Below are 13,330 nucleotides of genomic sequence, written 5' to 3' on the forward strand. Positions count from 1 at the left end.
AGGGATATTTCAGTGCAAAATTTGTGGTCATATGTTTCAAAAAGTATCTTCCTCGGTATTGCTGTCGCCGCAGTACTGCTGTTGGCGTTACCACAATTACAAAACAAGCAAGGCCTCACCCTTACCCAACCTTTTTCATTAGGCCTTAATGAACAAATGAGCTTTTCTGCCGCCGTAAAACGCGCAGCGCCTTCTGTTGTTAATATCTATACCCGCACCTATCAAAAATCAACGATTAACAGTAAAGCGACATTACGCCCACAAAGCCTCGGCTCAGGGGTGATAATGAACAAAAAAGGCTACTTACTGACAAACTATCACGTCATCGCGAACGCCGACCAAATTATCGTTGCGCTACAAGATGGCCGATTTTTTACCGCCGAGTTAATCGGTTTTGATAAATATACTGATCTTGCCGTGTTAAGCATTGATGCCAAAAATTTACCCAGTATCCCGCAGAGTAAACATGAACAAACCAACATTGGTGACGTCGTGCTTGCCATTGGTAACCCTTACAATTTAGGCCAAACCATTACCCAAGGCATCATCAGTGCCCGTGGTCGTATTGGCATGAGTACCACAGGGCATCAAAACTTTTTGCAAACTGATGCGGCGATTAATGAAGGTAATTCCGGAGGGGCATTAGTCAATAGTCTCGGTGAGTTAGTGGGTATCAATACTGCCTCTTTTCAAGTCGCAGAAAACGTTGAAACCATGGGTATTAGCTTTGCGATCCCTTACCCATTAGCGGTTAAGATAATGAATGCATTGATTGCTAATGGTCGTGTTATCCGTGGTTATCTCGGTATTGAAGGCACATCAATTAATACCGTAATGGCAAAACTACTCGGTTTGAAAGCCAATCAAGGTATTGTAATACAAAACACCGCGCCAGATTCCCCTGCTGAAAAGGCCGGTTTGGTTGCTGGTGATGTCGTGATCAAGTTCAACGCGACTGAGATTGATAATGTTATTTGGTTGATGGATGTGGTGGCAGAACAGCGCCCAGGCTCAAAAATTAATTTAACGGTGATACGAGAAGGTAAACAACTCGACATCTCAGTCACACTCGGTGAACTGCAAGCACTACAACCTCAATAACATTTCAAGACAAGATAAATTCAGACATAAAAAAGGCGCATTTGAATGCGCCTTTTTTATTTACAATAAACAATTACCCGTTATTAGCGGTTATTCCCATGACAAAGCGTCAACGAATATTAACCTTCAATACGGATAATGTTGCCGCCTAAGCCTTGTAGCTTATCTTCAATAAACTCATAACCACGGTCGATATGGTAAATCCGTTCAACCGTCGTATCACCTGTCGCAAGGAAGCCAGCGATAACCAAACTCGCAGATGCACGTAGATCTGTTGCCATCACTTGTGCGCCAGTTAGGCTCTCGGTATCACGACAGATTGCCGTGTTACCTTCTAGTTCAATATCAGCGCCCATACGTGCTAATTCAGGTACGTGCATGAAACGGTTTTCAAAAATAGTTTCAATGATCGTTGATGTGCCTTTCGCCACTGTATTTAATACCGTGAACTGTGCTTGCATATCAGTTGGGAAACCAGGATAAGGTACCGTCTTGATATTTACCGCTTTCAATTCGCGACCTTGCATATCAAGTGAGATCCAGTCGTCACCCGTTTCAATCGTCGCGCCCGCTTCTTCAAGTTTAAGCAATACAGCATCAAGCAATGAAGGGTCGGTTTTATGACATGTGATCTTGCCACCTGTAACAGCTGCAGCAACAAGGAAAGTCCCGGTCTCAATACGATCTGGTTGTACTGCATACGTACCACCATGAAGCGCTTCAACGCCTTCAATGATTAAGACGTCAGAACCAATACCAGTAATTTTAGCACCAAGCGAATTTAAGAAATTAGCTAAATCAACTACCTCTGGTTCTCTTGCAGCATTCTCAATCGTGGTAATACCTTCAGCAAGTACCGCGGCCATTAATAAATTTTCAGTACCCGTTACACTGACCATATCCATGAGGATACGCGCGCCTTTTAAACGACCATCAACGCGGGCTTTAATATAGCCTTCTTCAACGCTAATGTTCGCTTGCATCATTTCTAAACCGTGAATGTGTAAATTCACTGGACGAGCGCCAATCGCGCAACCACCCGGTAAAGAAACATCCGCCGTCGAAAATTTAGCAGTCAAAGGACCTAATGCTAAAATTGATGCGCGCATGGTTTTAACTAATTCATAAGGGGCTTTTTGGCAGTTAACTGTACCTGCAGTGATAACGACATCACCGTCAGCGTTACGCTCTGCCTGTGCACCAAGCTCACGTAACAATTGCAACGTGGTCTTAATATCTCTTAATTCAGGAACATTCTTAAGAGTGATGGTTTCATCACTTAGCAATGTAGCAAACAAAATCGGTAGTGCCGCATTCTTAGCACCCGAGATAGTCACATCGCCATTTAACTGACAAGGACCTTTAATTAAAAACTTATCCATTCTAATCCAGCCTAAGAAGGTAATATAAATTTACGTTCGCGAACCCATTCTTCAGGTGTGTATGCCTTGATGGTTAACGCATGAATGCTATTTGATGCAATTTGCTCTTTTAATGGCGCATAAATAGCTTGTTGTTTTTTTACACGGCTCATACCGACAAACATCTCGGCGACAGCAATAACGTCGTAATGACTGCCTTCACCTGTCACGTGTAATTCCTGGAACGTATACTCATTTTCCAGCAATGTTTGTAATTCTTGAATATCCATAATACTTAAATCCTATGATGCCGCCATTCTAAGCCAAGTTAAAACTCTACACGCCGTAGTCGCGAACTGACCTAAAACGATAGCCACAGCATGTTTAGTTTTAAGTGAATGGCGTTCTGAATGAGAGAATCGCGCTTAAAACTAAAGTATTAAAATAGTCCAGTATTCTAAAAGCAATCGCTATAATACACAATCCAAAAGTATCACTAAGTAGTGATTTTTAGGCTGTGATCATTCAATACACGACAAGATTTAACAATTTAGCTTTTCTTTCAGTGAAAAAAGACCGAAAATAGTGTTCTTTTTTATCTACTTCAATTGTGCTGATGCTAACTACCAATATAATTATTTTAATTCTGGGATTGATTGGCCTTGTTATAAGTGCCGATAAATTCGTCTATGGTGCCGCTGGTTTGGCGAGAAACCTCGGTATATCGCCGCTGATTATTGGCCTGACTATTGTCGCGATGGGCTCATCGGCACCAGAAATGATGGTAGCAGTGTCAGCATCTCTCAATGGTGCACCCAATACGGCAATCGGTAACGCCATTGGTTCAAATATAACCAACATCACCTTAGTATTAGGTATCACCGCATTATTAAAACCGTTACTCGTCGGCTCAGCAACGATCCGTCGTGAGATCCCGATGGTATTAATTACCACCCTACTTGCTGGCGTTGTACTGTGGGATTTAAAGTTAGAGATGTACGAAGGGGTAATTCTATTATTACTGTTCTTTATTACCATCCTCACTTTAACTATTCTCGCGCTAAAGCGTCCCAACAATGATCCTCTGGTACAAGAGCATAACGATGAAGTGCCAGAAGGTGTACCAACTTGGAAAGCAGTTGCGTGGTTAATTTTCGGCATGATCGCTCTCCCTGTTAGTTCAAGTTACCTTGTTGATTCAGCAGTGGTGATCGCCCAACACTTTGGTATGAGCGATTTAGTCATTGGCCTCACGATTATCGCGATTGGCACCAGCTTACCGGAACTCGCCGCGTCAATTTCAGGTGTACTAAAAGGTGAGGATGATCTTGCTATTGGGAATATCATTGGTTCTAATATATTCAACATCTTAGCAGTATTATCACTACCGGGTATTTTAGCGCCTGGGATGATAGATCCCGCGATTATTAGTCGTGACTTCTATTACATGCTAGGTGCTACGATAGTCATGCTATTAATGGCAATGAGCTTTAGAGGTCGTCCAGGTCGAATCAACCGCATTGAAGGTGGATTACTCCTCGTTGGTTTTGTGGCGTATCAATTTCTGGTGTTTAATAGCATTTAACATTATTTGATATTTTTATATCTAAGTATTAAACCGTATTTTTATTAGGGAGTAACCATGTCTAGTCAGTTTAATTATTGCCAAAGCGCGCTTAATGTCATTCAAACAGAAGCGGCGGCGATTACTCAATTAAGTCAGTATATTGATGACACTTTTACGGCGGCTTGCGAATTATTAATCGCCTGTAAAGGTAAAGTAATTATCACTGGCATGGGGAAGTCTGGTCACATAGCCAATAAAATTGCCGCGACATTAGCCAGCACCGGCACCCCAGCTTTCTTCGTCCATCCCGGTGAAGCAAGTCACGGTGATTTGGGCATGATTGGCGGTGAAGATGTGGTCATCGCGCTCTCAAACTCAGGCGAGTCAAATGAAATTTTGGCGTTATATCCAGTGCTTAAACGCTTAAGCATTCCAATTATTTCAATGACAGGTAATGCTAACTCAACCATGGCACGCGAAGCACAGGTTAATTTATGCATTAAAGTCGATAAAGAAGCCTGCCCCTTAGGATTAGCGCCAACATCAAGCACCACAGCAAGTCTAGTGATGGGCGATGCGATTGCCGTGGCATTACTCGAAGCGAAAGGCTTTACTGCGAATGATTTTGCGCTGTCTCATCCCGGCGGTAGCTTAGGCCGTAAATTATTACTGCGTATTTCCGATATTATGCATAAAGGTGATGGTATACCGAGTGTGCAGCAAAACGAAACTATCTCAGATGCCTTATTAGAAGTGTCTCGAAAAGGCCTTGGTATGACGGCTGTCACTAACGCCAATAGGTTAGTTGGTATTTTCACTGACGGTGATTTACGTCGTATTTTAGATGCGCGTATAGATATTCACCAAACCCCTATCAGTGCAGTAATGACCAAAAGGTGTGTTACTATTAATGAACATATATTGGCTGCAGAAGCCCTTGCCGTCATGGAAAATAAAAAAGTTAACGGTTTAATTGTCGTTAATGCACAACAAGAACCGGTCGGCGCCTTCAACATGCATGACTTACTACGCGCAGGTGTACTATAAAATGATCAACACATTATACGGTCCAATCTCACAAGAAATTTTAACTAAAGCAAAAACATTAAAGCTACTTATTTGCGATATAGATGGCGTTTTTTCTGACGGTCGCGTGTATATGGGTAACGATGGCGAAGAGCTTAAAGCATTTCATACCCGTGATGGTTTTGGGGTTAAATCACTGCTGAATGCAGGTATTGAAGTGGCGGTTATCACCGGACGTCAATCAACCATTGTCGCCAATCGCATGCAAGGCTTAGGGGTTAAACATATCTATCAAGGCCAAGACAACAAAGTTATTGCCTTCAACATGCTACTTGAAAAATTAAACATATCACCTGAGCATGTTGGTTACATCGGTGATGACGTGATTGACTTACCGGTGATGAATCTTTGTGGCCTCAGTGTCGCCGTTGCAGATGCACATCCATTAGTCAAAAAAGGCGCTGATTTTAGCACCTCTATTCGCGGTGGCTTTGGTGCAGTAAGAGAATTAGCCGATTTAATCCTATTAGCGAAAGGCATTTTAGACCAAGCACAAGGTACTTCGGTATGAATCGACAAAATGTAGGAATAGTTATCCTCTTTTTGTGTGCCCTTGGCATATGGCGATTTTTTTCGCCTGATGAACAAACAACCGCACCTGCGTCAACCGAATATCAGCCTGATTTCACCGCACAAATACTCCGTAGTGTCGAATTCAGTATTGAAGGCAAAATTATACGTCGCACTTTTGCAGATAGTATGGAGCATTATGGCGAGTTAGGCATGACAATGTTCACCAACCCCGTTATTATCCTTTATGATGACAATGCACAAGCAACGTGGAAAATTCAGGCCAAAGAAGGTGATTTTAGCAGTGAGGATGTTGCCACACTACGCAATGATGTGGTTATCAAAAACATGGCTAAAAATGATTATATAGATGTCATCACCACCAGTTATTTACAACTAGAGCTCGCCACAAACTTGGTGCGTAGCGATCAATTAATTACCATTACCGGTGACTTGTTTAATCAAACAGGGATTGGGCTGGAAGGTGATTTAAAACAAGAATACATGACTATCCTTAAGCAAGTTAAAGCGATATATACTAATGATGAAAAAATATAAAATTTTACTGTTAACGTTATTGATGAGTAATTCAGCCCTCGCGTTAGAGTCTGACTTTGAAGAAAATGTTATCGTAAACGCCAAACGTCAAGAAGTGTTTATTAAAGAGAACCGCGTCATATTTTATGATAATGTGGTAGTGACTCAAGGGACTATATTAATTCATGCTGATAAGCTAACGGTATTAAGTCCGGGTGGTAAAGGTACAGAAGTAATGATAGCCACAGGTAACGTCGCCACTTTTTATCAAGAGCTTGATGACGGCAAAAAGATTAATGCTGAGTCGAATGAGATCCGTTACGAACTGGGTAAAAAGCGTTTAACATTAACAATAAATGCACGTTTACGTCAGGCTGATAGTGAAGTCAAAGGTAACAAGATCATCTACCAAATTGATAAACAAGAAATGATAGCCGAGAGCGGTAATAATGAATCAGATCGAGTGATCACCATTTTCACTCCTGAAGACACTAAAACTAAGTAGAGTAAATAAATTCATATGGCGCGTTTAAAAGCATCACACTTAGCAAAAAGTTACAACAAACGAAAAGTTGTTTCAGATGTGAGTCTCGAAGTTGAATCAGGCCAAATTGTTGGTTTGCTTGGGCCCAATGGCGCAGGTAAAACCACCACCTTCTACATGGTGGTTGGCTTAGTTAAACGAGATCATGGACAAATCTTCATTGATGACCAAGAATTAACGCATGAGCCAATGCATATTCGAGCACAGCAAGGTATTGGTTATTTACCGCAAGAAGCCTCCATTTTTCGTCGCCTATCAGTGACTAAAAATATCATGGCCATCTTAGAGTTACGTCCAGAACTCAGTCGTTTTGAACGCGAAGAAAAGTTAGAAGAGTTACTAGAAGAATTTCATATCACCCATATTCGCGACAGTTTAGGCATGAGTTTATCCGGTGGTGAACGCCGCCGCGTTGAGATTGCCCGCGCATTGGCAGCTGATCCTAAGTTTATTTTATTAGATGAACCGTTTGCCGGTGTTGATCCGATCTCGGTTGGTGATATTAAAAAAATTATTCAGCACCTGCGTGATCGTGGTTTAGGGGTATTAATTACCGACCATAACGTACGTGAGACGCTCGATGTATGTGAACACTCTTATATTGTTAGTCATGGACATTTGATCGCATCAGGTACTTCCGAAGAGATTTTATCTAACGAAAAAGTGAAAGAAGTATATCTTGGAGATCAATTCCGACTATAGTTTGATATTGATACTTAGCCGCATTAAGGAAGAGAGAGTAGTCGTTAGATGAAGCCATCATTACAACTTAGGATGAGTCAATCTCTGGCAATGACGCCACAGTTACAACAAGCGATTCGGTTATTACAATTATCGACCTTGGAGTTACAGCAAGAGATTCAAGAAGCGCTAGATAGCAATCCACTACTAGAACAAGAAGATCCCCATGAATCGCTTTCTAACGATGCAGAGAGTAATACTGATCATGATGGCAATAGTCAGGACATCGATAACGATGCTGCGCTGACCGATAGCAGTCAAATTGAAGTTGGCGATGCGCTTAACAGCGACTCTATCCAAGATGAATTACCCAATGACAGTAATTGGGATGATGTCTACACCCCACAAATACAAAACCACAGTAGCGGTAGTGCCGGTATTGATGGACTTGATCAAGTTTACCAAGGTGAAACCAGCGAAGGTTTATACGAGCACTTGATGTGGCAAATGGAGTTAACCCCATTTTCTGATATCGACCGCGCTATTGCCATCGCCATTATTGATGGTATTGATGACCATGGTTACCTTAACCAAAGCTGCGAAGAGATCCTTAATAGCGTTGATATCGATCACCAAGAAGTTGATGATAACAACGACGAAAAAATTGAATTAGATGAAGTCGAAGCGGTGCTAAAACGCATTCAGCACTTTGACCCCATCGGTGTCGCAGCACGCTCACTGCAAGAATGTTTATTGATCCAACTCCAACATTTACCTAAAAATACCCCTTGGTTAAGCGAATGTCAGCAAATAATTCACTCTCATATGGATTTATTGGGTAATCGCGACTACCGTCAATTAAGCCGTAAAACAAAATTAAAAGAGCCACAGCTTAAAGAGATCATGCAATTAATTCAGAGCTTGGAGCCAAGACCAGGTAATGTTATTGATCAAACGGAAGGCCTCTACGTTATTCCCGACGTGTTAGTAAAGAAAAAAAATAATCAGTGGGTAGTAGCGTTAAATCCTGACATTGTGCCAAGATTAAAAGTGAACAATGAATATTCTAATCTTTCGACGGGTAACCGCAACAGTAGCGATGGGCAATTTGTACGTACCCACGTACAGGAAGCTAAGTGGTTTATTAAAAGTTTAGAAAGTCGTAATGACACCTTGCTAAAAGTGACAAAAAGTATTGTACAACGACAGGTTGATTTCTTTGAGTATGGCGATGAAGCCATGAAGCCGATGGTACTCAACGATATTGCCGAAGAAGTTGAAATGCATGAATCAACTATTTCACGGGTAACGACGCAGAAATTTATGCACACGCCACGTGGTATTTTTGAATTGAAATTTTTCTTTTCAAGTCATGTAAGCACAGATAACGGCGGCGAGTGTTCATCAACCGCCATCCGGGCATTAATTAAGAAATTGGTCGCGGCAGAAAATGTCAGCAAACCATTAAGTGACAGCAAGATTGCTGATTTACTTGCTGATCAAGGTATCAAGGTGGCTCGACGTACTATTGCAAAGTACCGAGAAGCACTGAGTATACCGCCATCGAATCAGCGCAAGAGTCTGTTATAGGACTCACCTAACCTTCATAAGGGAGACGTATATGCAAATTAATTTAACAGGTAGACATGTAGACATTACAGATTCACTGAAAGATTACGTTGACAGCAAGTTTTCCAAATTAGAACGACATTTCGATCACATTAACAATATCCATGTGATCTTAAATGTCGAAAAACTACTCCAAGTTGCAGAAGCAAAAATACAGTTAAGCGGGGGTGAAATCTTTGCCGTACATGAACATAACGATATGTATGCAGCCATTGATGGCTTAATGGATAAACTTGATCGCCAAGTAATTAAGCATAAAGAAAAATTAATCCGCCATTAGTTTTAGTCCCACAACAAATAACCTAAAGGAAAACTATTTTTCCTTTAGGTATTCATGCTCCTGCCATAATTAAAACATATCATATCCACATCAATTGCGGGATAATGAGCCCATTATTATATATCGTCATGAGTTTAAAATTAGCAAACTAATTTTGGCTCAGGTCATGGTGTATGAACTGCGCAGATGTGAGGATGAAATATGAAATTAATTATAGTCAGCGGCCAATCAGGATCCGGTAAATCAATTGCATTACGGGTACTTGAAGATTTAGGCTACTATTGCGTAGACAACCTGCCAGTCACCTTACTCCCACAGCTACTACAAACCTTAAATGCCAAAACTGAAAAAATGGCAGTCAGCATTGATGTGCGTAATCTACCGACTGATAAGCAAGAATTAAATGACATCATTACGGAGCTAAAAGCCAGCACCGAACTAACCAGTTTATTCCTTGATGCCAATAAATCAGTGCTTATTAAGCGTTATAGCGAAACAAGACGACTGCATCCATTAACCAAAGATGAGCTGTCATTATCTCAAGCAATTGAAATAGAAGAAAAACGATTACGTCCTATCGCTTTGCATGCTGATTTAAAAATCGATACTTCTGAATTAAATATTCATGAGCTCAGCGAACAAATAAAAGAGCGTATTTTAGGCAAGAAAAACAATCAATTAGTCCTAGTTTTTCAATCATTTGGTTTTAAACATGGCCTGCCTATGGATGCAGATTATGTCTTTGATGTACGATTTTTGCCAAATCCACATTGGATCCCAGAGTTAAAACCTTACACAGGTCTCGATGAGCCGGTGATTAATTACCTCAGTCAGCAACCAGAGGTAATGAGCTTTACGATGCAAATTGAAAACTTATTAACCACCTGGTTACCGCTATTAGAAAAAAATAACCGCAGCTATGTCACCGTTGCGATTGGCTGTACTGGCGGTCAACATCGTTCAGTATTCATCGCTGAACAACTCGCTAAAAGCTTTAAGTTACAAGACCGAGTAGTACAAACGCGTCACCAAACGTTAGAAAAAAACAAACATAAAATTAGCTAAATACTCTCAGCATTAACAAAACGATACCGTTAATTATTATTATATTTTATGGTATCGCTTGTTAATGCTGATTATAAATATAGATTAAGCTAGAATTGCGCAGCACCTGCGAGCAAGGTCTTGCAGCAAAAGAATAAGAATGGGGACGACATATGCCAGAAAAAATGGAGCATGAAAGCACACACCTACGTTTAAGCGAACTGAATGAAGCACTTGATAGTGGTATGTTTGTTCACGTTAAACGAATGCTCTACCAGATCCCCCCTTGTGATATCGCATTATTACTCGAATCATCGCCACCAGCAGGCCGTAAACTGCTATGGCGATTAACCGATTCTGAAATGCAAGGTGAGATCCTTGACGAGCTCAACGAAGATGCTAAAACCAGTATTCTCAAACTCATGGATACCGAATCGCTTGTCGCAGCGACTGAAGGTTTAGATTCCGATGATTTGGCTAATATTCTCCGTAGTCTACCAGATAGCATCTATCAAGAAGTTATCTCGAAAATGGATACCCAAGATCGCCATCGCCTAGAAGCGGCAATGGCCTATCCGGAAGACACTGCGGGCAGTATCATGGACACTGATACCATCACTTTTCGTCCAGATGTCACTGTCGATGTTATTTTACGCTATATCCGTTTACGCGGAGAACTACCAGAAGCAACCGATACATTATACGTGGTGGATAAAGATAATCGCTTAATGGGTGATGTATCTTTGGCGATGCTACTCACCACAGATCTAAACAGTGTGGTCGATACCATCATGGATCGCCAAGCTGAAACATTACCAGCCAATATGGATACCTCCGAAGTCGCCAAGTTGTTTGAGCGTCATAATTGGATCTCTGCACCTGTCATTGATGATTCGGGGAAACTGCTTGGTCGTATTACTATTGATGACGTGGTTGATATTATTCGTGAAAATGCCGAGCATGACATGATGGGCATGGCCGGTATGGATGATGATGAAGATACCTTCGCTCCCGTGATACAAAGTACCAAACGCCGCACACTCTGGCTTGGGGTTAACCTAATTGCCGCACTGACCGCCGCATCCGTATCGAATATGTTTGAAGCCACTTTAGAACAATTAGCGACCTTAGCTATTTTAATGACCATAGTACCAAGCATGGGTGGTATTGCCGGTAATCAAACTTTAGCGCTGGTGATTCGTGGTATGGCCGTTGGTCATATTAACGAAGATAATAGCCGTTGGTTAATAGGTAAAGAGGCCATGGTTGGGGCTCTTAATGGCGCCATTTGGGCCATCTCTATCGCTATCATTGTCTCGCTATGGAAAGGCGACCCGTCACTGGGCCTGATCATTGGTGGGGCGATGTTTATTAATATGGCGATGGGCGGACTGGCTGGTGTGGTGATCCCACTGGTGATGAAAAAATACAATATAGACCCGGCATTAGCAGGCGGTATGGCTCTCACCACAGTTACCGATGTAGTCGGTTTATTTGCCTTCTTAGGCATGGCAACACTGGTTTACGGTTAACCGTCCGAGTCAAAGCAAAAGCCCATAACGCAAAAAGCCTGTGTCATCATTACACAGGCTTTGTTGTATCTTTAACGCAATGTTTAGGCTATATCACTGGCGAGCAGCAATTAATTACCTGCAATCTGCATTGACTCTAACAGTGTAGAACCCATTAAAATACTGCTACGCACATCTATATCGTTACCCACAGCAACGATGTTTTTGAACATATCCGTTAAGTTACCAGCGATGGTGATCTCGTGTACTGGATATTGCAGTTCACCATTTTCAACCCAGAAACCCGACGCGCCACGGCTATAGTCACCGGTGACAATATTAACGCCTTGACCCATTAATTCCGTCACTAACAAGCCCGTGCCCATTTGACGACAAAGCTGGCCTAATGTTTCGCCTTTACCAGTGACATTCCAGTTATGGATACCACCAGCATGACCGGTTGTTTGCATGCCTAATTTACGGCCGCTATAACTGGTTAGTAGGTAACTCTTTAAGATACCTTGCTCTACCACATTCAAATCTTTAGTACGCACGCCTTCAGCGTCATACATAGAGGATGCTAAGCCACCTCTAATATGCGGGCGTTCTTGGATATTCAACCACTCAGGGAAAATCTGTTCACCAAGCTTGTCCAATAAAAATGATGATTTACGGTATAAGCTACCGCCACTGATGCCCATCACTAATTGACCCATTAAACTACTGGCAACATCGTGATGAAAAATCACCGGGACATTACAAGTATCAATTTTACGCGCACCTAGACGGTCTACAGTGCGATTAACCGCTTCTGTAGCTATCTGTTCAGGTGTCCACAATTTACTTGCGTCACGAGCCATTGAGTAGCCGTAATCACGTTCCATTGCACCGTTCTCTTCAGCAATAAGTACTGAGCTCATGCTATGGCGGGTACTCGCATAACCATTCACTAGACCATGACTATTACCATACACTTTAATACTAGTGTGGCTGGTAAACGCACCTTCACTGTTCACAATACGAGGATCTTGCGCTAACGCTAGACGTTCAGTTAGACACGCTTGCTCAATGGCATACTCAGGCTTAATTTCAATCGGGTGGCATAAATCTAAGTCTGCCGGGGCAAACTCCATCAGCTCACGATCGGCCAAACCAGCAAACTCATCTTCAGCAGTATGTAAGGCGATATCTAACGCCGCGGCAACCGTGCTTTGAATTGCGGCTTCACTTAAATCAGAAGTTGATGCATTACCTTTACGTTGGCCACGGTATACACAGATACCTAACGCGCCATCGTGGTTGAACTCAACATTTTCAACTTCACCCATGCGCGTACTCACAGACAAACCCGTTTGTCGTGAAATAGCTACTTCAGCGTCACTCGCGCCCGCTTTTTTGGCGATTTCGAGTGCTTGAGTAACGGCTAATTCCAATTTATTTTGTTCTAATGTAATTTGCTGTTTTAAGTTCATGGGCTCG

Annotated in this window: 14 protein-coding genes; 11 read left to right on the forward strand and 3 right to left on the reverse strand. The window is 42.0% G+C overall.

What is annotated here, in order from left to right:
- Window positions 1-12 precede the first annotated feature (12 nt).
- On the forward strand, window positions 13-1,101 hold the full coding sequence (degS, locus tag CXF93_RS20190; protein WP_101064298.1) for an outer membrane-stress sensor serine endopeptidase DegS: 1,089 nt from the start codon (window positions 13-15) through the stop codon (window positions 1,099-1,101).
- A gap of 119 nt (window positions 1,102-1,220) precedes the next feature.
- On the opposite strand, the gene murA is transcribed toward degS, so the two are convergent.
- On the reverse strand, window positions 1,221-2,483 hold the full coding sequence (murA, locus tag CXF93_RS20195) for a UDP-N-acetylglucosamine 1-carboxyvinyltransferase (protein WP_101064299.1): 1,263 nt from the start codon (window positions 2,481-2,483) through the stop codon (window positions 1,221-1,223).
- An 11-nt stretch (window positions 2,484-2,494) separates the two neighbouring features.
- The gene (locus tag CXF93_RS20200; protein ID WP_101064300.1) at window positions 2,495-2,752 is read right to left on the reverse strand and encodes a BolA family protein; all 258 of its coding nucleotides are present in this window, start codon (window positions 2,750-2,752) and stop codon (window positions 2,495-2,497) included.
- Between the two features lie 326 nt (window positions 2,753-3,078).
- Here CXF93_RS20200 and CXF93_RS20205 point away from each other — a divergent pair, with 326 nt between their 5' ends.
- From CXF93_RS20205 to mgtE, 10 genes are all read left to right on the forward strand, one after another.
- Window positions 3,079-4,047 (forward strand): calcium/sodium antiporter, encoded by a 969-nt coding sequence (locus tag CXF93_RS20205; protein WP_101064301.1) that lies wholly within the window; start codon window positions 3,079-3,081, stop codon window positions 4,045-4,047.
- Window positions 4,048-4,104: 57 nt separating this feature from the next.
- A complete protein-coding gene (locus tag CXF93_RS20210) occupies window positions 4,105-5,076 on the forward strand; it encodes a KpsF/GutQ family sugar-phosphate isomerase (protein ID WP_101064302.1) in 972 nt (323 codons plus the stop codon).
- Between the two features lies 1 nt (window position 5,077).
- Window positions 5,078-5,626, forward strand: coding sequence for a 3-deoxy-manno-octulosonate-8-phosphatase KdsC (gene kdsC / locus CXF93_RS20215; RefSeq protein WP_101064303.1), 549 nt, complete (start codon window positions 5,078-5,080; stop codon window positions 5,624-5,626).
- Window positions 5,623-6,183 (forward strand): LPS export ABC transporter periplasmic protein LptC, encoded by a 561-nt coding sequence (gene lptC / locus CXF93_RS20220; RefSeq protein ID WP_101064304.1) that lies wholly within the window; start codon window positions 5,623-5,625, stop codon window positions 6,181-6,183. Before kdsC ends, lptC begins: the two co-directional genes overlap by 4 nt.
- The gene (lptA, locus tag CXF93_RS20225; RefSeq protein ID WP_101064305.1) at window positions 6,167-6,667 is read left to right on the forward strand and encodes a lipopolysaccharide transport periplasmic protein LptA; all 501 of its coding nucleotides are present in this window, start codon (window positions 6,167-6,169) and stop codon (window positions 6,665-6,667) included. The genes lptC and lptA overlap by 17 nt, the downstream gene beginning before the upstream one ends.
- A gap of 15 nt (window positions 6,668-6,682) precedes the next feature.
- Window positions 6,683-7,408 (forward strand): LPS export ABC transporter ATP-binding protein, encoded by a 726-nt coding sequence (gene lptB / locus CXF93_RS20230; RefSeq protein ID WP_101064306.1) that lies wholly within the window; start codon window positions 6,683-6,685, stop codon window positions 7,406-7,408.
- A 48-nt stretch (window positions 7,409-7,456) separates the two neighbouring features.
- Entirely contained in the window at window positions 7,457-8,977 is a 1,521-nt protein-coding gene (locus CXF93_RS20235) for an RNA polymerase factor sigma-54 (protein ID WP_101064307.1), read from the forward strand.
- 31 nt (window positions 8,978-9,008) lie between these two features.
- Window positions 9,009-9,296, forward strand: a complete 288-nt coding sequence (gene hpf / locus CXF93_RS20240; RefSeq protein ID WP_019440718.1) for a ribosome hibernation promoting factor — start codon at window positions 9,009-9,011, stop codon at window positions 9,294-9,296.
- A gap of 201 nt (window positions 9,297-9,497) precedes the next feature.
- On the forward strand, window positions 9,498-10,361 hold the full coding sequence (gene rapZ, locus CXF93_RS20245) for an RNase adapter RapZ (RefSeq protein ID WP_101064308.1): 864 nt from the start codon (window positions 9,498-9,500) through the stop codon (window positions 10,359-10,361).
- A gap of 152 nt (window positions 10,362-10,513) precedes the next feature.
- Window positions 10,514-11,872: a magnesium transporter gene (gene mgtE / locus CXF93_RS20250; RefSeq protein ID WP_101064309.1), complete on the forward strand. Its 1,359-nt coding sequence runs from the start codon at window positions 10,514-10,516 to the stop codon at window positions 11,870-11,872.
- 110 nt (window positions 11,873-11,982) lie between these two features.
- On the opposite strand, the gene pmbA is transcribed toward mgtE, so the two are convergent.
- Complete coding sequence (gene pmbA / locus CXF93_RS20255) at window positions 11,983-13,323, reverse strand: metalloprotease PmbA (protein WP_101064310.1); 1,341 nt, start codon at window positions 13,321-13,323, stop codon at window positions 11,983-11,985.
- Window positions 13,324-13,330: the final 7 nt, after the last annotated feature.

The organism is Moritella sp. Urea-trap-13 (assembly GCF_002836355.1).
Lineage (GTDB): Bacteria > Pseudomonadota > Gammaproteobacteria > Enterobacterales > Moritellaceae > Moritella.

What these genes read in the sequence shown, in the direction of transcription:
- murA (WP_101064299.1), bottom strand. Translation starts at nt 2,483, where the DNA reads ATGGATAAGTTTTTAATTAAAGGTCCTTGTCAGTTAAATGGCGATGTG.
- CXF93_RS20200 (WP_101064300.1), bottom strand. Translation starts at nt 2,752, where the DNA reads ATGGATATTCAAGAATTACAAACATTGCTGGAAAATGAGTATACGTTC.
- CXF93_RS20205 (WP_101064301.1), top strand. Translation starts at nt 3,079, where the DNA reads ATGCTAACTACCAATATAATTATTTTAATTCTGGGATTGATTGGCCTT.
- CXF93_RS20210 (WP_101064302.1), top strand. Translation starts at nt 4,105, where the DNA reads ATGTCTAGTCAGTTTAATTATTGCCAAAGCGCGCTTAATGTCATTCAA.
- kdsC (WP_101064303.1), top strand. Translation starts at nt 5,078, where the DNA reads ATGATCAACACATTATACGGTCCAATCTCACAAGAAATTTTAACTAAA.
- lptC (WP_101064304.1), top strand. Translation starts at nt 5,623, where the DNA reads ATGAATCGACAAAATGTAGGAATAGTTATCCTCTTTTTGTGTGCCCTT.
- lptA (WP_101064305.1), top strand. Translation starts at nt 6,167, where the DNA reads ATGATGAAAAAATATAAAATTTTACTGTTAACGTTATTGATGAGTAAT.
- lptB (WP_101064306.1), top strand. Translation starts at nt 6,683, where the DNA reads ATGGCGCGTTTAAAAGCATCACACTTAGCAAAAAGTTACAACAAACGA.
- CXF93_RS20235 (WP_101064307.1), top strand. Translation starts at nt 7,457, where the DNA reads ATGAAGCCATCATTACAACTTAGGATGAGTCAATCTCTGGCAATGACG.
- hpf (WP_019440718.1), top strand. Translation starts at nt 9,009, where the DNA reads ATGCAAATTAATTTAACAGGTAGACATGTAGACATTACAGATTCACTG.
- rapZ (WP_101064308.1), top strand. Translation starts at nt 9,498, where the DNA reads ATGAAATTAATTATAGTCAGCGGCCAATCAGGATCCGGTAAATCAATT.
- mgtE (WP_101064309.1), top strand. Translation starts at nt 10,514, where the DNA reads ATGCCAGAAAAAATGGAGCATGAAAGCACACACCTACGTTTAAGCGAA.
- pmbA (WP_101064310.1), bottom strand. Translation starts at nt 13,323, where the DNA reads ATGAACTTAAAACAGCAAATTACATTAGAACAAAATAAATTGGAATTA.